The sequence below is a fragment of the Limnohabitans sp. genome (genome assembly GCF_044373035.1).
In the GTDB taxonomy this organism is placed as follows: domain Bacteria; phylum Pseudomonadota; class Gammaproteobacteria; order Burkholderiales; family Burkholderiaceae_C; genus Limnohabitans_A.
The window spans coordinates 1-18054 of the sequence record NZ_JBILQU010000009.1; the positions used below are offsets into that span (position 1 = coordinate 1).

General features: G+C 58.8%; 15 protein-coding genes, 1 tRNA gene and 1 pseudogene. 4 read left to right on the top strand and 13 right to left on the bottom strand.

Features of this window, described 5'->3' with window-relative positions; all coding sequences use genetic code 11:
• Positions 1–70: 70 nt before the first annotated feature.
• Positions 71–253, bottom strand: coding sequence for a hypothetical protein (locus ACIQ47_RS02780; protein WP_396436738.1), 183 nt, complete (start codon positions 251–253; stop codon positions 71–73).
• 246 nt (positions 254–499) lie between these two features.
• Here ACIQ47_RS02780 and ACIQ47_RS02785 point away from each other — a divergent pair, with 246 nt between their 5' ends.
• Positions 500–1894, top strand: coding sequence for a DUF2130 domain-containing protein (locus ACIQ47_RS02785; RefSeq protein ID WP_396436739.1), 1395 nt, complete (start codon positions 500–502; stop codon positions 1892–1894).
• Here the strand turns inward: ACIQ47_RS02785 and ACIQ47_RS02790 are convergent.
• The 5 genes from ACIQ47_RS02790 to ACIQ47_RS02810 are packed head-to-tail and all read right to left on the bottom strand — an operon-like array spanning position 1878 to position 6589.
• Positions 1878–2897: a 2Fe-2S iron-sulfur cluster-binding protein gene (locus ACIQ47_RS02790; protein ID WP_396436740.1), complete on the bottom strand. Its 1020-nt coding sequence runs from the start codon at positions 2895–2897 to the stop codon at positions 1878–1880. The two genes, ACIQ47_RS02785 and ACIQ47_RS02790, sit on opposite strands and share 17 nt — an antisense overlap.
• Complete coding sequence (locus ACIQ47_RS02795; RefSeq protein ID WP_396436741.1) at positions 2894–3889, bottom strand: PdxA family protein; 996 nt, start codon at positions 3887–3889, stop codon at positions 2894–2896. The genes ACIQ47_RS02790 and ACIQ47_RS02795 overlap by 4 nt, the downstream gene beginning before the upstream one ends.
• Positions 3889–4353 carry an aromatic-ring-hydroxylating dioxygenase subunit beta gene (locus ACIQ47_RS02800; protein WP_396436742.1) on the bottom strand — a complete coding sequence of 155 codons (465 nt, stop codon included), beginning with the start codon at positions 4351–4353 and terminating at the stop codon, positions 3889–3891. The genes ACIQ47_RS02795 and ACIQ47_RS02800 overlap by 1 nt, the downstream gene beginning before the upstream one ends.
• Entirely contained in the window at positions 4350–5585 is a 1236-nt protein-coding gene (locus ACIQ47_RS02805) for an aromatic ring-hydroxylating dioxygenase subunit alpha (protein WP_396436774.1), read from the bottom strand. Before ACIQ47_RS02805 ends, ACIQ47_RS02800 begins: the two co-directional genes overlap by 4 nt.
• Before the next feature lie 8 nt (positions 5586–5593).
• Positions 5594–6589 carry a Bug family tripartite tricarboxylate transporter substrate binding protein gene (locus ACIQ47_RS02810; protein ID WP_396436743.1) on the bottom strand — a complete coding sequence of 332 codons (996 nt, stop codon included), beginning with the start codon at positions 6587–6589 and terminating at the stop codon, positions 5594–5596.
• 132 nt (positions 6590–6721) lie between these two features.
• Here ACIQ47_RS02810 and ACIQ47_RS02815 point away from each other — a divergent pair.
• Positions 6722–6928 (top strand): annotated as a pseudogene (locus ACIQ47_RS02815) (helix-turn-helix domain-containing protein); the annotation flags it as partial.
• Between the two features lie 42 nt (positions 6929–6970).
• Entirely contained in the window at positions 6971–7516 is a 546-nt protein-coding gene (locus tag ACIQ47_RS02820) for an IclR family transcriptional regulator C-terminal domain-containing protein (protein ID WP_396436775.1), read from the top strand.
• Between the two features lie 26 nt (positions 7517–7542).
• Here ACIQ47_RS02820 and ACIQ47_RS02825 read toward each other — a convergent pair.
• From ACIQ47_RS02825 to ACIQ47_RS02855, 7 genes are all read right to left on the bottom strand, one after another.
• Positions 7543–7614 (bottom strand) — tRNA-Arg (locus ACIQ47_RS02825).
• A gap of 46 nt (positions 7615–7660) precedes the next feature.
• Positions 7661–8602 carry a hypothetical protein gene (locus ACIQ47_RS02830; protein ID WP_396436744.1) on the bottom strand — a complete coding sequence of 314 codons (942 nt, stop codon included), beginning with the start codon at positions 8600–8602 and terminating at the stop codon, positions 7661–7663.
• A gap of 162 nt (positions 8603–8764) precedes the next feature.
• Complete coding sequence (locus ACIQ47_RS02835) at positions 8765–12757, bottom strand: translocation/assembly module TamB domain-containing protein (RefSeq protein ID WP_396436745.1); 3993 nt, start codon at positions 12755–12757, stop codon at positions 8765–8767.
• Between the two features lie 2 nt (positions 12758–12759).
• A complete protein-coding gene (locus ACIQ47_RS02840; protein ID WP_396436746.1) occupies positions 12760–14559 on the bottom strand; it encodes an autotransporter assembly complex family protein in 1800 nt (599 codons plus the stop codon).
• 50 nt (positions 14560–14609) lie between these two features.
• Positions 14610–15794 (bottom strand): VWA domain-containing protein, encoded by a 1185-nt coding sequence (locus ACIQ47_RS02845; RefSeq protein WP_396436747.1) that lies wholly within the window; start codon positions 15792–15794, stop codon positions 14610–14612.
• Positions 15795–15809: 15 nt separating this feature from the next.
• Complete coding sequence (locus tag ACIQ47_RS02850) at positions 15810–16421, bottom strand: GNAT family N-acetyltransferase (RefSeq protein ID WP_396436748.1); 612 nt, start codon at positions 16419–16421, stop codon at positions 15810–15812.
• 4 nt (positions 16422–16425) lie between these two features.
• A complete protein-coding gene (locus tag ACIQ47_RS02855; RefSeq protein WP_396436776.1) occupies positions 16426–17268 on the bottom strand; it encodes an AAA family ATPase in 843 nt (280 codons plus the stop codon).
• A gap of 106 nt (positions 17269–17374) precedes the next feature.
• Between ACIQ47_RS02855 and ACIQ47_RS02860 the strand changes: the two genes are divergently transcribed.
• A complete protein-coding gene (locus ACIQ47_RS02860; RefSeq protein WP_396436749.1) occupies positions 17375–18034 on the top strand; it encodes a c-type cytochrome in 660 nt (219 codons plus the stop codon).
• Positions 18035–18054: the final 20 nt, after the last annotated feature.

Below are 18054 nucleotides of genomic sequence, written 5' to 3' on the forward strand. Positions count from 1 at the left end.
TCGATTTCGGACATGTCTGTTCTCGGTTCTAATTTTTACCAGTTTAATCGGGTAGCTTTACAGGACCAATTCAATGCCCTACCGTGGCCTTATAAAGTTCCGCCCGACTGCGCTTGTGCAGCTTGAAGGGCTGCCCGTATTCGAACAGCATCATTTTTTGTTTTTCCAGCGCGACGTACTTTTGCACCGGCGTGATGCTGACCATCGTCACGGGGGGGAGGCACCAAAAAAAGAGAAAAAGTGACAAGACCATGTTGCTTTGCTGAATTTGGTTATTTTGTGGGCATGGTGGTGCAACACAAGCTCACCGAGTGAGCCGGGTCTCAGATACAAACCGTTTTTCCGCTTTCTTCAGGGCGAATGCCCAATGGATCGCCTATGAAAAAAAGCGGATCGAGAGCGGTTTATAGTGGGACAGTCTCAGTTTTTGGGCCGCGATCCAATGAAGAGGGATGGCCCAGAGAGCGCAAAGTCGATCCGATTTATGGGAATGATGCAAATGCAAGAAATCAATTGCCCGCACTGCGGGAAAGCCTTCAAGATTGACGAATCCGGCTACGCGGACATCCTCAAACAGGTGCGCGACAGTGAATTCGACCAGGCCCTGCATGATCGACTTGCATTGGCCGAAAAAGACAAGCAATCGGCCGTTGACTTGGCCATGGCCAAAGCGGCCAGTGAATTGCAAAAAAAGGCGGCCGCGAAGGACGCTGAAATCCAAGAATTGCAAGCCAAACTGGATGCTGGTGAGATCACCCGGCAGCTGGCGGTCAATGAGGCATTGAGCCAAGTTCAAAAAGAGCGTGACGCTTTGGCCAACCAGCTTGAGCAAGCCAAGCACAACCAAGAAGCGGCCGTTCAACTGGCCAAGGCCAAGTCGCTCAATGAATTGCAAATGACAGCGGGCACAAAGGATGCCGAGATCCAGGCCCTGAAAGCGCAACTCGATGCGATTGAGACCGCCAAGAAGCTCGCCATCTCGGAAGCTGTCAGCGCCGTGGAAAAAGAGCGTGATCAGTTCAAAGGGGGCCTTGAGCGTGCCGAATTGGAGATGGCGCTGGCCAAAAAAGCACTCCAGGATAAATATGAGACGCAGATCAAGGACCGCGAGGACACGATCGAGCGCCTGCGAGACCTGAAGGCCCGCTTGTCCACCAAGATGATAGGCGAGACCTTGGAGCTGCATTGTGAAACGGAATTCAACCGCGTGCGCGCCATGGCGTTTCCTAGGGCGCACTTTGAGAAAGACAACGACGCACGCTCAGGCAGCAAGGGCGACTATATTTTCAGAGAGTCGGACGCTGCAGGTACGGAAATTGTGTCGATCATGTTCGAGATGAAGAATGAAAGCGACACGACGGCCACCAAGACGAAGAATGAAGACTTCCTGAAAGAGTTGGACAAAGACCGCAACGAAAAGGGGTGCGAGTACGCTGTGCTGGTGACGCTCTTGGAGCCAGAAAGCGAGCTTTACAACGCGGGCATCGTGGACGTCTTCCACCGCTACCCCAAGATGTACGTGGTGCGCCCGCAGTTTTTCTTGCCCATCATTTCATTGCTTCGAAATGCGGCCATGAACTCTTTGCAGTACAAGTCGGAATTGGCCTTGGTCAAGAGCCAGAACATCGACATCACCAATTTCGAAAACGAGCTCGACACCTTCAAGGCGGCCTTCGGCAAGAACTACGAATTGGCTTCCAAGAAGTTTCAGACGGCGATCGATGAAATCGACAAGTCCATTGACCATTTGCAAAAAACCAAGGAAGCCTTGATCGGTACCGACCGGAATTTGCGACTGGCCAATGACAAGGCGCAGGACGTGACCCTCAAGAAATTGACGCGAGGTAACCCGACCATGGCGCAAAAGTTTTCTGAGCTCAAGACGGGTGAGTAGCGCCTGCAGTTTGATTCGTCACAAAAACATCCGCATGGAACTTGTCCGCATGAAGCCCTAAGGCATTCAGGCAAACCTTTTTGACAGCGGAAACCATGTTGGGGCTGCCGCAGCAATAGACCTCTAGGTCCATTGACTCTGAACCCAAGGCGAGCAGGGCACCATCTACACGACCGTGAAATGCACCCAGGGTCAGCGCATCGCTTTCAGTTTCAATGACCGCTTGAAATTTGAAGCCGGGCAAGCTTTTTTGCCATTTCGCAATGTGGTCAAGCAAGTAGAGTCCGGCTGCATCTTTTGAACCCCAAAGGAGGGTGATCCGACGCTGTGACTTTTGTTTGGCCATGTCATCCAGCAATGACTTGACGGGGGCAAAACCAGTTCCACCACAGACGCAGAGCAAGTGGCCTTGGTCATCTTGAGAAAGTTGCACCTGCCCGAAAGGCAACTCCACGTCCAAGACGTCACCCGGATTCAATCGGGGTGCAATTCCGCTGAAAAGCCCCCCATCTACATGCCTGACATGCAGTTGAATGGCATCACTTTCGTGCGGCGGGTTGGCCATGGAATAACTGCGAAGTTGCCCATCTGGCAAGACGATGTTCAGGTACTGCCCCGCACGAAACTTGATCCGCTGACCAGCCGGAAGTCTCAAGTGCAACAAGTTCACATCGGGGGCCGCTGCCACATTCCTGTACACCTTGACCTGAAGCTTTTTGGTCTCTGCTGGGATCGATTGATGCCATTGCGGTGGCTTAATCACGAGGTCGGTTTGTGGACGGCATTGACACAGGAGCTCTTGCCCCGTCAACTTGGCTTCGGGCCAAATGAGCGTGCGGTGGAAATCGCCCTTTTCAATGCGCGCGGCGCAGTTGCCACAAACACCTTTTTTGCAGGAGTAGGGGATCTGGATCCCCGCTTTCAATGCGGCATCCAAAATGGATTCGTCAGACGCACAAGCAAAACTCACCTCAGAGTCAGCGATTTGAATGAGGTGGCTCATGATACAGAGGCCTGACTGGGCAGCAATGGGGCAAGGCCCAGCAGCATATGCAGGCTGCGCAGCAAAGCATCGGGTTTGGCTTGGCCTGTGCCAGCTATGTCCATAGCACTGCCGTGCCCGGTACTCGCCAGCAAGACGTCAGCGCCGATGGAAAAAGCACTGGCGCCTTGCGGTGCGAGCAATTTGATAGGGATGTGACCTTGATCGTGAAACATCGCCACATACAGATCATGAGGATTTGTCGCGTGGTTGGCCAGTAAGACATCGGCGCCCATGGGGCCGCTGACGCTAAGCCCTGATTGATTCAACGCGTGCGCGGCAGGAACCGTGCAATGGGCGTCGTGCGGACCAAAGAGGGTTCCTTCAGAAGCGTGCGGGTTGATGCCAAATAGCGCTACCCGTGGGGCACTGACACCCAGGCGTTGACAGGCCATGACACCCGCTTGGGTGGCAGCGATCACCAGTTCCGTGCGCATTCTTCCCAAGGCAATTTCAACACTTTCATGCAAGGTGACGTGGACGATGCGCATGCCGCCGCCAACCAGCATCAAAAAGACGTTGTCGCTGGTCAGCCCGCACACGCTGGCCACAAGGCTGGGGTATCCGCTGAAAGCAATGCCCGCTTGCGCGATGGCGGTTTCATGGTGCGGGCCCGCGACGACACCGTCGAATTCACCACGGCGGCAAGCTTCGATGGCAGCCGTAGCGCTGTCGATGGCACTGCGCCCAGCGACTGGATCGACTTTGCCTGGAACGTGAAATTCTGAAGGTATCTCACCCGCTGAGACGAGCGTGATGGACGACAGAACATCTTGTAAATGCAAAAGGTGGGCGGTTTTCTGCAAAACCTCAACAGGTCCAAACAGCGTCACGCTGTTGCGCTGCTCAGGTGGCAGAGCAGCCAGAGCCTTGAGTGCGATTTCTGGACCCACCCCATTGGGGTCACCTGCTGTCAAAGCGACACGCGCGTCGTGACCGTTTGGTTCAGCCATCACAGGGGCAAAGCCATCAAGGTGTCGGTCACGGTGCTGTCGCAGACCGCCACTCTTTCAGCCAAGAGCAAACGGTCATTGACTTTGACGAAGCGGTCACGAAAAACACCCGTGGCAAAAAGCTGGGTCTCTCCTGTGGCCATGATTCGCGCAACCATGAAGGGCGTCGTAGCCTGAGCTGTTTCAGCGCTCGCCGACTGAAGCAACGGAATACCGATCAGGTGACGGTATCGCTGGCGCTCATAAATGTTGGCTTCACGCAGTGCCGCCACGCGGTCTTCCAGCATGGCGCGGGAGTCAGCCCAAACGATGCCGGCAGGCAGGTTTTCTTGCTCGTTCTCGATGTGCGTCACACGGTAGACAGTGTCTGGTGTAAAAAAGTCAGGCCAAGATTCCAATTGGTCGCTGTCAATGGTTTGTGCATAGGCCGCATGAAAGGCCATGATGCTCAGTAAATCGATCATTCGGTCACACCCATATGCTGCCGGTAGGCTTTCCAAAAACCGCGAACAGAGGTCTCGGTTGCGCGTCCTTCACCCGTGGCGACCACTTCGCCACCCATCTCCACGATGGCTTGCATGTCTTGAGCGCCGGCAATGCCTCTTTGCACAAAACCGCCAACGGCACCATCCTCCATGGAAATGAACCCTGCAGGCCCCACCAAGTTGCTTTGCTTCAGGCGCACTTTGAGCTGTTCGGGCGTATCGTCCGCAAAGCCCAGATAGACCCAGTTGAGCTCGCTGCGGTCATGCCCCTTCGGCAGCAATTGCCTCACGGCAAGGCAGTTTTGAATTTGCTGCAAAACAAACCCAGGAAAAACCGACAGAATTTGTAGGCTGATGCCATCGTGCCATTCGTCAAAGCCAGCCAACAAGCTGGTGTCTTTAAGGCGATACCGATCATGGTCCGAGCGCAGACCTTGCTCTTTGTAAGAGGCATCCTTGGCGGCTGGGTCAATCATGGAAAAACTCACATGGTTGCCGCCTGATTCATCCACAATGACCCCGCCTTTTTGGGACAAGCGGTTGATCTCGAAGGTGGTGAAGAACATGTGCAACAAGCTGGCGTGATAACTGTCCCTCACGTTTTCGCAGTAAAGCTTCCAGTCATTGGGCAGCGCCTGAGTAAAGCGACCGATGAGCTTCACGGGTTTGTGCAAAACACGCTCGATCCTTTCACAAATTTCAGGGCCGAGATACTCTTCAATCGGCGGCACTTCATCACTGAAACTGCCGAAAACCAGGCCACAAAACACGGCAACACGTAATTTGCGCGGGCCGTGATCGGATTTGCAAAAATGCTCAGGCATCCCGCCCTGGCCCCGAACCCCTTTTTCAAAGGCTATCCCCGTCAAGTCGCCTTGCCGGTTGTAGGTCCAAGCGTGGTAGACGCACTGGAAGTTTTCAACTTGGCCTGATTTTTCCAGGGCAATCAGAGCGCCCCGGTGGGCGCAGCGATTTTCAAAAGCGTAAATCTCACCATCGTTGTCTCGAACTACAACCACGGGCGTCTCACCAATGAATGTGGTTCGGTACTTCCCAGGCGCATCCAGTTCGACATCCAAGCACAGGTAGTTCCACGTATCGCCCTGAAAAATTTGGCGCTCTTCAGATGCCCGTACTTGGGTATCGGCATAAACCGCGTAGGGAACACGGCTTAAGTTGTCTGGCCATCGAATGGGCTTGGTTTCTTGCATGGTGGCGATCAATCCAATGTCACGTTGGCGGTACTGATCACGTTTTTCCATTTGGCCGATTCGGCTTGAATGAATGCGCCGGTCTCCTCAGGGGTCTGGCCGCCAGGCTCTGCGCCTTGGGCTGCAAATTTTTCACGAACGTCGGGCAGTGCCATGGCCGCTGCAAGGTGGCCTTGGATTCTTCTGGCTACGGTGTTGGGAGTGCCGGGTGGTGCGACAACGCTGAAGAAGGTGACCGCCTGCATGGCAGGTAAACGCAATTCACTGAACGTGGAGATGTCGGGCAGGGCGCGCGAGCGCCGGCTATCGGCCACGGCCAGAACTTTGATGCGTTTTGCGGTGTGGAACTGCGCTGATGAGGCAATGTTGTCGAAGAAGACATCAACCTGACCACTGACCAAGTCATTCAAGGCCGGTGCTGTTCCACGATAGGGGATGTGGACCATGCGTGTACCGGTCAACTGCATGAACAAGTTGGCAGTCAGGTGCGAGGTGGACCCGTTGCCTTGGGAGGCGTAGGACACTTTGTCAGGGTTGGCTTTGAGGTAGGCGATGAACTCAGTGAGGTTGTTGACCGGGACTTTGTTCGAGATCGCCAACACGTTCGGTACAGTGGCAATCACTGTGATGGGCACCCACTTGGTGGGATCAAACGACATGGTCTTGTAAAGGTTGTGGTTGATCGCCACGGGACCAGGAGGTGAGGCGAGCAAGGTGTTCCCGTCTGGCTCTGCCCGAGCCACGAATTCACCACCCACATTGCCGCCTGCGCCGGTGCGGTTTTCAATCACGATTCCCGCTGGGAAAGCTTCACGCATTTTGTCTGCCAGGATGCGCGGCAGGACGTCAGCAGTTCCGCCTGCAGGAAATGGAACAACCATACGCAAGGGCTTGGAGGCGCTGTCGGCTTGGGCAAAAGCGTAGGAGGGCAGTAATGCACTCAGGCAAAGCGCCAACGACGCAGCCAATGCGTGACGACGCGGAAAATTCGATTGCTTGTTCATGTCTTCCTCTTATCTTTAGGTTTTAGGGCACAACACGGCGTGAGTCGGTGCTGGACGAGTCTATGCAGCGCTTTAACTTAAATCAATGATTTCGAACATAATGTTCGCTGTGCGAACTTTATGGGGTACGTAATGACCTTAGCCAATGAATCAGGCTCCGAGCCTGCCGACTCGTCCGGCGACAGGGACTACGTCATCGCCTTGGAAAAAGGGCTGGCCATCATTGAAGCCTTTGGCCAATTGAGGGGGCCCGCGACACTGACTCAGATTGCAGAGGTGACGGGCAACACCAAGGCCTCTGTTCGCCGCTCCTTGCACACGCTTTGCAAATTGGGTTATGCCCACCAAGAAGGGCGTCAATTTCAACTGGCTGCTCGCACCTTGCGCCTGGGCTCTGCATTTGTTGTCAGCGATGAGTTGACGCGATTGGCTCAACCCATTTTGGAAATGACGGCTGAGCGAACGAAAGAGTCTGCGTCCATGGCAGTCTTGGATGCGCAAGATGTGGTGTTCGTTGCCAGAGCGACCCACCGCAGAAGCCTCTCAGTGGGCTTGAGTGCAGGCGCCCGTTTGCCAGCCTATGCAAGCGCTACTGGGCGTGTGCTGCTGGCAGGGCACCCCCAAGACTGGGCGCTCTTCATTCTCAATCGAATGCGACGGCCAGCGCTGACGGCAAAAACTTTGACCAAGGTGACGGATGTGATGCGCCAGATCGAACTGGTGCGTCATCAGGGTTACGCCTTGTGCGACCAAGAGTTGGAACTCGGCCTGCGCTCAATTGCTGTCCCCGTCAAGAACCGCCAGGATCAAACGATTGCCGCCATCAGTTTGTCCGTGGCCACCAGTCGGATGGACATTCCCACCATTTTGGAAAAATTATTGCCAGAGTTAGAGGCGGCAAAGCAGAAATTTTCAGCGCTGATATGAAGGGTTGCGGTTGGAAGCTCCAAAAGTGCCCCCGACAGGAATCGAACCTGTATCACTCCCTTAGGAGGGGAGAGTTCTATCCATTGAACTACGGTGGCCAGGATGCGGATTGTAATGGCCGTGCGCGGCAGTTCAGTGGCCGCGTCAAAGAGGCTGGCTGTCCAGCAGCAGATGCTGCACATCGGTCAGGGCGTCCACCACACGACGGCCCTGAAAGAACAACTTGAGGCTTTGCCAGTCTTGGCTGTGAACCAGAAAAGGTGCAGAGCCGTAAACGGTTGTGGCCATGCCCGCTTTGAGTTGCACCGTTGTTTTCTGGTTTTGGCTGTCAAGCACACACAGTTCGGTGTCGGCTTGGGCCTCCAGGTAAACATAGTTGCCTGGTTTGAGTGGCTGTTTGGGCGTGTGGGTTTTGCTGTTGTCGCTGTGTTGCCAATCGCAGGCCGGGGTGGCGGTTGGCATTGAGACTTTGACCGTTGGCCTGGACAGTTCAATCGAGGCAGGGGCCAAGGCGATCACTTCGGTTGGCGCTGCAGCAGGCTTCAGCTCGCGCTGGTCAGGCGCGGAGGGCGCAATATTGGGGGCCGACAAGACCTTGGAGGATGGGGCCAGCGTTGCATGTGGGTCTGAGAGTCGGTCGGTTGCGGACGCATCCCACAAGCTCCAGGGCTTGAGGGCGGTCAGGGCCACCAGACTGAGCACACCCAAGGTCCAAAACAAAGCCGGTTGGACCAGCCCTTGTCGCTTGGAATCGGATGGGGCCTTGGGATGGCTTGCAGGCGCTGGGGTCATCACGGCGGCCATGACAGATGCGGACTCGTTCACGCCGAGATCTGCGGACGCTTGGGCCACGCAGACCACCTCTGGCGTGACCAGGTCATGCCCCATTCTTTTGAGCAATTTGACACCCGTGCTGCGCTTGATGGACGGGGTGTAAAAACTGCTTTCGCCACCGAGTTCAAGCTCTTTGAGTTGCGCCAAAGACACGGTGTTGATCCGTGCGAAAACCAGTTCATCAATGCCTGCCTGCTCCCGCAAACTTCGCAAGAGCTGCCCATCTTCAGAACGCCATGTGGGATTGTTCATAAGTGAAAGCTGACTTCAGAGGATCGGAAGCCCAAAAACATGCCAACCTTGCAATGATAAGTCAATTTGAGGAATTATGTAACTACTAAGAGTTCAGCAAAATGATGTCCAGTCCTTAAAGTAATTGGTATTTACGCCAGTGAAAGCAACAAAAAAAGCGATTCAATCCCGCCGCACCGTGAAAATCAGATCCAGCGCGCTTTGTTCACCGGCTTGCGCCCGCAGGGTGAGGCGGCGCGAGAGGTCGTAAAAAATGTACAAACTGCCGAATGCGCCGCTCAGGCTGGTCTCGTAGACCAGGTAAAAGTCTTTGGACAAGCGTTTGCCCAGGCTCACGGCCGCGCCTGTGGCTGTGGCGTCCGAGCGGCTGCCGCTGGCGAGTGAAATTTCGTCCAGTCCCAAGCTGCTGGCCAACTCGCCGGTCAGGGTTTTGCCATTGCCACTGAGCAGGGCCACCGCCGCTTGTTGCAGCACGGCCGATTCGGCTCCGCCGTTGGCTGCTGAGCGGCCCAGCACCAGCCAGGCGAGTTTGTCGGCGTCGGGCAGGTCCGGGTCGGCGTACAAACGGATGCGCGGCAGCAAAGCGGTGCCGCTGATTTGCACGCCCACTTTTTGCGGCAAGTTGGGCCGCAGGGCAATGATGTCCAGACTGGGGTTGTCGTAAGGGCCACTGAAGCGCAGCACGCCGGTGTCGATGTTCAGCTGCTGGCCGTAGGCTTTGTAACGCCCGCCTTCGGTGCGCACCTGCCCACTCAGGCGTGGCAGGCCCCGTGTGCTGGCATGGCTCAGCAGTTCCACTTGGCCAGTCAGGCGTGTGTTGAGGCCTTGGCCTTGCAGCTGAAAATCTGGCCCCAAGTCGAGCATGACGCGCACATCGGGCACACCCAGCCAAGAGCCGGTGGGCGCGCTGAGGTCGGGTGGGGCGGTCAGAGCGCTCAGGTTCATTGCGCCCATGCGGGGGCGAATCACCACCACATCGTCGCCCAGACCGGGGGTGCTGCCCTCGGACAGGATGAACAGGGCTTGGTCGGCCTTGAGCCCGCCGCGCAGTTGCAATTGGCCTTGCGCCATGCGCGCCGTCACATCGCCTGACACGCTCAGTCGGCGATCGGCCCGGTTGCTCACGCGCAGGTTTTTGGCCTCGATCTGCAAGGCCATGTCGGCCGATCGCAAAGGGTTGGCGCTGGGGCTGGCTTGGGCCTTGGGGTTGGCGTTGGCGTTGAACTCGACCTGGCCACGGGCTAGGAGTTCGCCCCCTTGTGGGCCGGCCCCGCGCAGGCTCAAGTTCTCCAGCACCAGGCTTTGGCCTTGCAGGCGTGCCTGCATTTGCCCTTGGCTGAACTCGATGCCTTGCACGGCAGATCGGGCCGCCAGCTGGTTCGCTTGCAAGCGACCCAGCCACTGGGGTTGGCTGCGTGTGCCGCTCACGGTGAGACTGGCGTCCAGCGTGCCTTGCACGCGCCAGCCCGGTGGGGCCAGCAGCGACCAGACCCCGATCTGGGGCAGGTTGGCCTGCACGCTGCCGATCAGAGGGGCCTGATCGGCCCATTGCCAGCCGTCTGGGGTTCGGTTCAGCTGGCTTTGCAGTTTGGCCTGTGCTTGTCCCATTTGGGCGCTGTCCCATTTCAGATCGGCTTGCATCTGCTCGTTTTGCACGCGCAAGAACAACTGGGCCTGGCGCAAACCAGCGGCCGCGCGTTGCCCGGCCAGGTTGTCGGACTGGATGCGCAAGTCGCCCTGGGTGCGCTCAGCCGACAGGCTCAAGTCCAGATCCTTGTCCATGCGCCACTGCGCCTGGCCTTTGAGCGTGATGTCGTTCAGGATGTCGGTGCCCAGCCAGGCTTGCGCCCAGGAGACAGGCAGGTCTGTCCAGCGCACCGTGCCGTGGGTCTGCTGGGGCTGGCCCGGGCCGGGCGCTGTCCAGCCACCCGCTTCGACTTCAAAGCGGGGGCGGCCTGGGCCAGGGCCTTGCAGCATCCAGGTCGACGGTTCCCAAGCCAAGGCCATCCGGTCAAGCCGGGCTTGCCAGGCGGGTGTGGATTGCAAAGCCAAACGCCAGGGCGCGGCCGACGGGCTTTGCGTGTTGGGGGTGCTGAGGGCCAACTGTTCGATGCGGCCTTGCCAGCTCGGGCTGTGCACATCGGCGCGGCTGCCACGCCAGGTGGTTTGCAGCTGGGCGCTGAGCGGGCCTTGGCCCAGGCGCGCTTGCAACTCGGCCTGCACCGACAGGGGCGTGCCTTGCATCTTCAGCTGACCCGGGGCCAGGAACCAAGGCGCTGGCCGGGTGGTGGATTTGTGGGTGGGTGGGGTGCTGGGGTTGGGGTTGGGGTTGGGGTTGGGGTTGGGGTTGGTTTGGGCCCACTCGATGCGCGGCCATTGCAGGCTCAGGGACAGCGGCGCATCGGCTTGGGCAAAACCACCTTGCCATTGGGCTTGCAGTTGGGCTGGCCCGCTGGCTTTGAAGCCCTTGAGTTGAATTCCCCAGCCTGGCAGGCCCTGCAGCCAGGACTGGCTGAGGGCGGCGTCTTGCATTTGCACATCCAGGTAGCCTTGGCCGTTCAGGGGGGCCAGGTTCCCTTGTGCACTGGCTTGCAGGCCCGGCAGTTGCAGCGTCATGCGGCCTTGCACCGATTCTTGGGCCGGTTGCCATTGGAACTGGGCTTCCAGCACGGCCTTGGCTGCTTGCAGGCGCAGGCTGTCGATGTCCCATCGGTCGGGGTGCCACTGGCCTGTGAGTTGCAGTTGTTCCCATTGCAAAGCGGCTGGGCTGGTGGCGTTGCTGGGGACTGGAGCCTTTTGCGCTTGCAGGTCGGCACTCAGCGCGATGGTGTCTGCGCCGGTGGCCTCGGCCTTCAGGCGGCCTTGCACAGCAGGCCCGGCCCAGGCGCTGTGAAGCAAGCCGGGCTGCAGGTTTTGGATGTCCAGTTGCCCTGTCCAGCCTTGAGGGGTTTGCTGACCCTGGCCTTGCAATTGGCCTGTGACCAGACGGGCCTGGGCTTGCTGCACCTGCCACAAACCTTGCACATGGCGGGCTTTCAGGCTCAGCTGCGCCAGGGGCAGGCGCTGCAGATCCCAGGCTCCGGGCAGCAGGTTCTCTGTTTGCGCATCGAGTTGCCAGGCCGCGCCATCGGGCTGCAGCTGAGCCTGGCCCTGCAAGTTGGTTTGCGGGGCACCGGGCCACAGGGGGGCCAGGTCCAGCGCCTGCCACTGGCCTTGGGCTTGCAGCACCGCTTGTTTTTGCCAGGGTTGGATCTTCGCTTGCAGGGACAGATGGACCTTGTCTTGTGCGCGCCCCAAAGCGCCTTGCCCGGGTGTGGGGGCCAGCTCGGTTTGGACCGAGAGTTGGGCTTGCGATCCAGACAACGGGCCTTGTACCGTGGACTGCATTTGCAGTTGCAGGGCCGGTGTGCGGCCGCTGGCCGGGGTTTGCACCTGGCCTTGAGCCGCGATGTGCAAGGCCATGGGCGCTGCGGCCTGCAAACGCGCTTGCAAGGTGTAACGTCCTTGGGCCAGCGCGAGCGAGTCGACATCGAGGCGGTGTTCCTGTCCGTCATAGGCGTACTGGGCCCGAACATCGGACAGCGTCACGGCCGTGCTGCCTTGCCAGCTCAATTGCTCCACCTGAACGGCCAGTTGCAAGGGCAGGGGCAGGCGCAGCTCGGTCAGGGGTGTGATGGGTTGGGCAGGGCGCTGGTCTTGCACGCGCAGGCTCTTGACATGGACGCTCTTGAGGGGCCAGGCCTGACGCCACAGCTGCGACCAGTCCAGCACCAGCTGTGCATCCTTGGCCTGCACCTGTAAACCACCGCTTTGCCAGCTGATCTGGCCAATGCGCCCGCCGTGCTGAAGGTTGCCTTGCACATCGGCGCTGCGCAGCTGCTGGCCCGAGGGCAAGGCCCAGTGGACCACGTTCAGGGCGGTGACCAAAGACCCGGCGGTGCCCGTCCAGGACCACAGCCCCCACAGCGCGGCGGCCAGCGCCAAGGGCCCCAGCAGGGCCGACAGGCTCATCGCCGAAAGAGCGCCCAAGCCGGCGGCGACGCGCCGCAACAGCGAGCCCGCAGGAGAGGTCGTGTCCGACGTGGTGCGCACCGGCGAGGCTACGGCCTGCGCCGGGAGATCAGTGTCGTTGTGGGTTTCGGTGCGGGTGTTCATCGTCAAAATGTGAAACCCACACTCAAGTGCAGGCGCAGCTTGTGCAGCGCCTGCGCATAGGCCAGGTCGATGCGCACCGGCCCGACCGGGCTGCGCCAACGGGCACCCAGGCCATAGCCGACTTTGGGTTTGAGTTGCCCGGGGTCATCGGCCACCGCACCGGCATCGATAAACACGGCGCTTTCCCAATCGGTGGCTTGCCCTTTGTAGCGGATGGGGCGTTGCCATTCCAGACTGCCTGCGGCCAGGTAGCGGCCAGGTGCGGTGACGCCGAATGCATCGGTCACGCCAATGCTGTTGGGGGCGTAACCGCGCACGCTGTTGTCACCACCTGTCCAAAACAGTTGGGTCGCGGGCAGGTTGGCGGTGTCGCGGCTGACCACGCTGCCGATGTCGGCGCGCACGGCCAGGCGGCCCATGCTGGAGCCTAAAGGCACGAGCCCCAGGCCTTTGACCAGCCAGCGTAAGTAAGGCTCGCTCTGACTGCCGAGCGTCACGCCCGCACCCAACTCGATGCCCACGCCCAGGCCCCGGTTGGGAAAGGGCAGGCTGTCAAAGTGGCGTCGGGTCCAGCCGTAGTTGGCACTGATGGATTCGCGTTGGGCCTCCAGGCCGCCTTGCAGCCGGGCCGAGTCGTATTGGGCGAAGTAAGAGCGGTCAATGTTTTCACCCAGTTTGGTGCGACCCGCGCGCCAGCGTTGGCTTTGCAAGGGAAGGTCAAAGAGTTTTTCACGGTCAAATTTGACCGAGGTGTTCCAGCGCCAGAGGCTGGCGTCTGGTGGGGCCAGCAAGTCCAGGCTCGCGCTTTGCAAGTCCTTGTCCAGGGACAGTTTGCTGACCGAACGCCAATGCAAACCTGGCACGCTGTGGTGCGTGTGCTCGGCGCTCACGCGGGCACCGCTGTCGCTGCGCATGCCCAGGCCCAGCACCCACTTCTGGCGCAGACTTTCCTTCAGTTCTATCTTGACCGGTGGCTGAGCCGGGTCGCCCTGTGCATCCAGGCTGACAAACACCGAATCGTAAAAACCGCTGGTGACCAGGCGCTGTTGTGCTTCGAGCAAATCGGTTTGGCGGTACATCTGACCGAAAGGCAAACGCGCCAGACGCTCAACCTGGGTGACGCCGTATTTTTCGGCCCCGGAAATCTGCAAGGACCCCAGCCGCACGGTCGGGCCCGATTCCAGCGTCAGCCACAGCCGCACCAGGTTGTTGGGTTCGTCCACCAGGGCCAGGCTGTGCAGGATGCGGCCCCAGGGGTAACGCTGGGCCAGCAACTGGCGAAGGGCCTGGTTTTTGGCCCGACTCCAGCCGTTTTGGCTGAAGGTCTCGCCCACGGGCAAAGCCCATTGCTGTTCGATGGCTTGCCGCTGCGCAAGCGCCTCGGGGTCATCGGCCACATCGCCCAGCCACTGCCACTGCACTTCGGAGATGCGCGCGGCAGGGCCAGTGTCCACCTCCACCCGCACCTGGCCCAAGCTGCCGGCGCTGGCGCTTTTGTCTTGCGACCAACGCAGCGCTGGCTTGAAAAAGCCCAGCGTGCCCAGCAGCTCGCGGGCCTGCACGTCGGCCTCGCGCAGCAAACGGGTCAGCTCCATCTCGTCCAGATCGCTCAGGTTGCGGTAGCGCTGCAAGTCCAGGTGTTGTGTCAAAAAGTCGCGGATGCCCTCGTCGCTGCTGCGCACGTCCAGGCCGAAGGCTTGCGGGCTGGCGGGCGTTTGGTTTTGTGCGGCTGGCGTCTCAGCTTGGGCCGTTTGGGCCAGTGCCCAGGAGGGGGTCAGGGCCAGAGCTGCAAGCGCAGCCAAAAGCCAGGTCAGGGCCGTTCGCGGCAACCCAGCAGACCGCGCTGGTTGTCTCATTTGCTCAGCAAACGCATCGCATCTTCCAGCCCTTTGAGGGTCAGCGGGAACATGCGGTTGCTCATCAGCTGCTGGACGATGGAGATGCTCTGGCGGTATTGCCAAACGCCTTGGGGCTCTGGGTTGATCCAGGCGAACTTGGGGAAGGTGTGCGTCAGGCGTTGCAGCCATTCGGCCCCGGCTTCTTCGTTGTTGTATTCGACGCTGCCGCCCTTTTGCAAAATCTCGTAAGGGCTCATGGTCGCGTCGCCAATGAAGATCAGCTTGTAGTCCTTGTTGTACTTGCGCAGGATGTCCCAGGTGGGGAATTTTTCGGCATAGCGGCGCTTGTTGTTTTTCCACATGAAGTCGTACACGCAGTTGTGGAAGTAATAAAAATCCAGGTGCTTGAACTCGGCTTTGACGGCCGAGAACATTTCTTCCACCCGCGCAATGTGCTCGTCCATGGTGCCGCCCACGTCCATGAGCAGCAGCACTTTGACATTGTTGTGGCGCTCCGGGCGCATCTGGATGTCCAGGTAACCGGCGTTGGCTGCGGTCTTGCGGATGGTGCTGTCCAGGTCGAATTCGTCTTGCGAGCCTTCCCGCGCAAAGCGGCGCAGGCGGCGCAGCGCCACCTTGATGTTGCGCGTGCCCAGCTCCTGCTGGTCGTCGTAGTCTTTGTAGGCGCGCTGCTCCCAGACCTTGATGGCGCTTTTGTTGCCACCTTTGCCGCCAATGCGGATGCCCTGCGGGTTGTAGCCGCCGTTGCCAAAGGGCGATGTGCCGCCCGTGCCGATCCACTTGTTGCCGCCCTCGTGGCGTTCTTTTTGTTCTTCGAGGCGCTTCTTGAGCGTCTCCATCAACTCGTCCCAACCCATCTTCTCGATGGCGGATTTTTGCTCGGGGGTGAGTTCTTTTTGCAGAATTTTTTCGAGCCAGTCGAGCGGCACTTCTTTGGTGAAGTCGGTCAGCATCTCCACGCCCTTGAAGTAAGCGCCGAAAGCCTTGTCGAACTTGTCGAAGTGCTTTTCGTCCTTGACCATCACGGTGCGGGCCAGGTGGTAAAAATCGTCGATGCTGCAGGCATCAGACGCCGGGCCGACCACGTTGGCCTGCAAGGCTTCGAGCAGCGTCAGGTACTCGCGCACCGACACCGGCAATTTGGCTGCACGCAGGGTGTAGAAAAAATCGATCAGCATGACGTCTTTCTGTCCTCAGGCCCGCACACGTGCGAGTTGGTAGTCCAAATGTGTTTTGACATTGGGCCATTCACTGGCAATGATGCTGTAAACGCAGGTGTCGCGCAGTGCGCCAGCGCCCAAAGGGTGGGGGTTGATTTGGTGGCTGCGCAGCACGCCGTCGAGCTTGGCGCCCAGGCGCTCGATGGCGCGACGGCTTTGCTGGTTGAAGAAATGCGTTCGGAACTCCACCGCGATGCAATTCAGTTGCTCAAACGCATGGGCCAACAACAAGCGCTTGGCTTCGGTGTTGAGGGGGCTGCGTTGCACGCTTTGGCGGTACCAGGTCGAGCCGATTTCAATCCGGCGGTTGGCCGCGTCGATGTTCATGTAGGTGGTCATGCCAACGGCTTGGTTGGTCGCTGGGTCGATCACAGCGAATGGACACATGCTGCCCTTGGCCTGCAAGTCCAGGCGGCGGGTGATTTCGGCCGCCATGCCTTGTGGCGTGGGGATGGCGGTGTACCAGTGGTTCCACAGTTCGCCATCACGCACGGCCTGCACCAGCGCCTCATGGTGCTCAGCCCGCAAGGGCTCCAGCCGGACGTGTGCGCCGGTCAAGGTCACGGGCGGGGCGAAGGCGGTCATGGTTTCAGCGGTTGCGCTGGTTCATGAACACCAGCTTTTCGAACAAGGTCACGTCTTGCTCGTTTTTCAGCAAAGCGCCTACCAGTGGGGGGACCGACAACTTTTGATCTGCACTTTGCAGGGCTTCGAGCGGGATGTCTTCGGCCACCAAGAGCTTGAGCCAATCGAGCAGCTCGCTGGTGGAGGGCTTTTTCTTCAGGCCCGGCAGGCCGCGCACGTCGTAAAAGGTCTTGAGCGCCAGGGCCAGCAGGTCTTTCTTGAGTGTGGGGAAGTGCACATCCACGATTTGGCGCATGGTGTCCGCTTCGGGGAACTTGATGTAGTGGAAAAAGCAGCGGCGCAAGAAAGCATCAGGCAGTTCTTTTTCGTTGTTGGACGTGATGAACACCAGCGGGCGGGTCTTGGCCTTGATCAGCTGGCGCGTCTCGTAGCAATAAAACTCCATGCGGTCGATCTCGCGCAGCAAGTCGTTGGGGAATTCGATGTCGGCCTTGTCGATCTCGTCGATCAGGATGGCCACGGGCGTCTCGGAGGTGAAGGCTTGCCAGAGCACGCCCTTGATGATGTAGTTTTCGATGTCCTTGACCTTTGCTTCGCCCAGCTGGCTGTCGCGCAGACGGCTCACGGCGTCGTATTCGTACAGGCCTTGTTGGGCTTTGGTGGTCGACTTGATGTGCCACTGCAGCAGGGGCAGGCCCAAAGCCTCGGCCACTTCTTCGGCCAACATGGTTTTGCCGGTGCCGGGCTCGCCTTTGACCAAAAGGGGGCGTGTGAGGGTGATGGCGGCGTTCACGGCCAGCATCAGGTCGGGGGTGGCGACGTAGTTTTCGGTACCTTGAAATTTGATCATGGACAATTCTTTGAAACAGGAATAAAGCTTGTCAGGATTATGAGGGCCAGCCCGATATAATCTTCAGTTGATTTTTATCAATCGTTTGGATTGTGTGAGCAAAATGAATAAGCTGTTGACTTCGATGTTTGCCTTGGCTGTCGCCTCTGTGACCGCCATCTCCGCCCATGCCCAGGAAATCAAGGGCGATGCCAAAGCCGCTGAGCAAAAAATCGCCATGTGCATTGGTTGCCATGGCATCAAGGGCTACCAAGCCAGCTTTCCTGAGGTCTACCGCGTGCCGATGATTTCGGGCCAAAACGCCAAGTACATCGTGGCCTCTCTCAACGCTTACAAAAAAGGCGAGCGCAAACACCCCACCATGCGCGGCATTTCCGCCAGTCTGAGCGAGCAGGACATGGCCGATTTGGGGGCTTTTTACGAGCAACACGCCAAGGTCGAGCCCGTGACCAAGACACCCAAAGTGCCTGACGCCAAAGTGGCTGCCTTGCTGCAAAAAGGCGCATGCATTTCCTGCCACGGTGACAACTTCAGCAAGCCGATCGACCCGAGCTACCCGAAGTTGGCCGGTCAGCACAAAGACTTTTTGTTTGTGGCACTCAAGTCTTACAAAACCGAAAACCTGTCCACTTGGGGCCGCAGCAACGGTGTGATGGGCGGCATCGCCAAGCAGTTTTCCAATGCCGAGTTGAAAGCCATGGCGGCTTACATCGGCTCTTTAGAGGGGGACATGAAGGTCGTGCCCCAGTCCCGCCTGCGTTGAAGCTTTGACTTCTCTCAACA

Bases quoted from the DNA above. Each gene is read 5' to 3' on its own strand.
- ACIQ47_RS02830 (WP_396436744.1), bottom strand. From the start codon at position 8,602: ATGAACAATCCCACATGGCGTTCTGAAGATGGGCAGCTCTTGCGAAGT.
- ACIQ47_RS02805 (WP_396436774.1), bottom strand. From the start codon at position 5,585: ATGCAAGAAACCAAGCCCATTCGATGGCCAGACAACTTAAGCCGTGTT.
- ACIQ47_RS02795 (WP_396436741.1), bottom strand. From the start codon at position 3,889: ATGGCTGAACCAAACGGTCACGACGCGCGTGTCGCTTTGACAGCAGGT.
- ACIQ47_RS02785 (WP_396436739.1), top strand. From the start codon at position 500: ATGCAAGAAATCAATTGCCCGCACTGCGGGAAAGCCTTCAAGATTGAC.
- ACIQ47_RS02810 (WP_396436743.1), bottom strand. From the start codon at position 6,589: ATGAACAAGCAATCGAATTTTCCGCGTCGTCACGCATTGGCTGCGTCG.
- ACIQ47_RS02790 (WP_396436740.1), bottom strand. From the start codon at position 2,897: ATGAGCCACCTCATTCAAATCGCTGACTCTGAGGTGAGTTTTGCTTGT.
- ACIQ47_RS02845 (WP_396436747.1), bottom strand. From the start codon at position 15,794: ATGCTGATCGATTTTTTCTACACCCTGCGTGCAGCCAAATTGCCGGTG.
- ACIQ47_RS02800 (WP_396436742.1), bottom strand. From the start codon at position 4,353: ATGATCGATTTACTGAGCATCATGGCCTTTCATGCGGCCTATGCACAA.
- ACIQ47_RS02835 (WP_396436745.1), bottom strand. From the start codon at position 12,757: ATGAACACCCGCACCGAAACCCACAACGACACTGATCTCCCGGCGCAG.
- ACIQ47_RS02780 (WP_396436738.1), bottom strand. From the start codon at position 253: ATGGTCTTGTCACTTTTTCTCTTTTTTTGGTGCCTCCCCCCCGTGACG.
- ACIQ47_RS02860 (WP_396436749.1), top strand. From the start codon at position 17,375: ATGAATAAGCTGTTGACTTCGATGTTTGCCTTGGCTGTCGCCTCTGTG.
- ACIQ47_RS02850 (WP_396436748.1), bottom strand. From the start codon at position 16,421: ATGACCGCCTTCGCCCCGCCCGTGACCTTGACCGGCGCACACGTCCGG.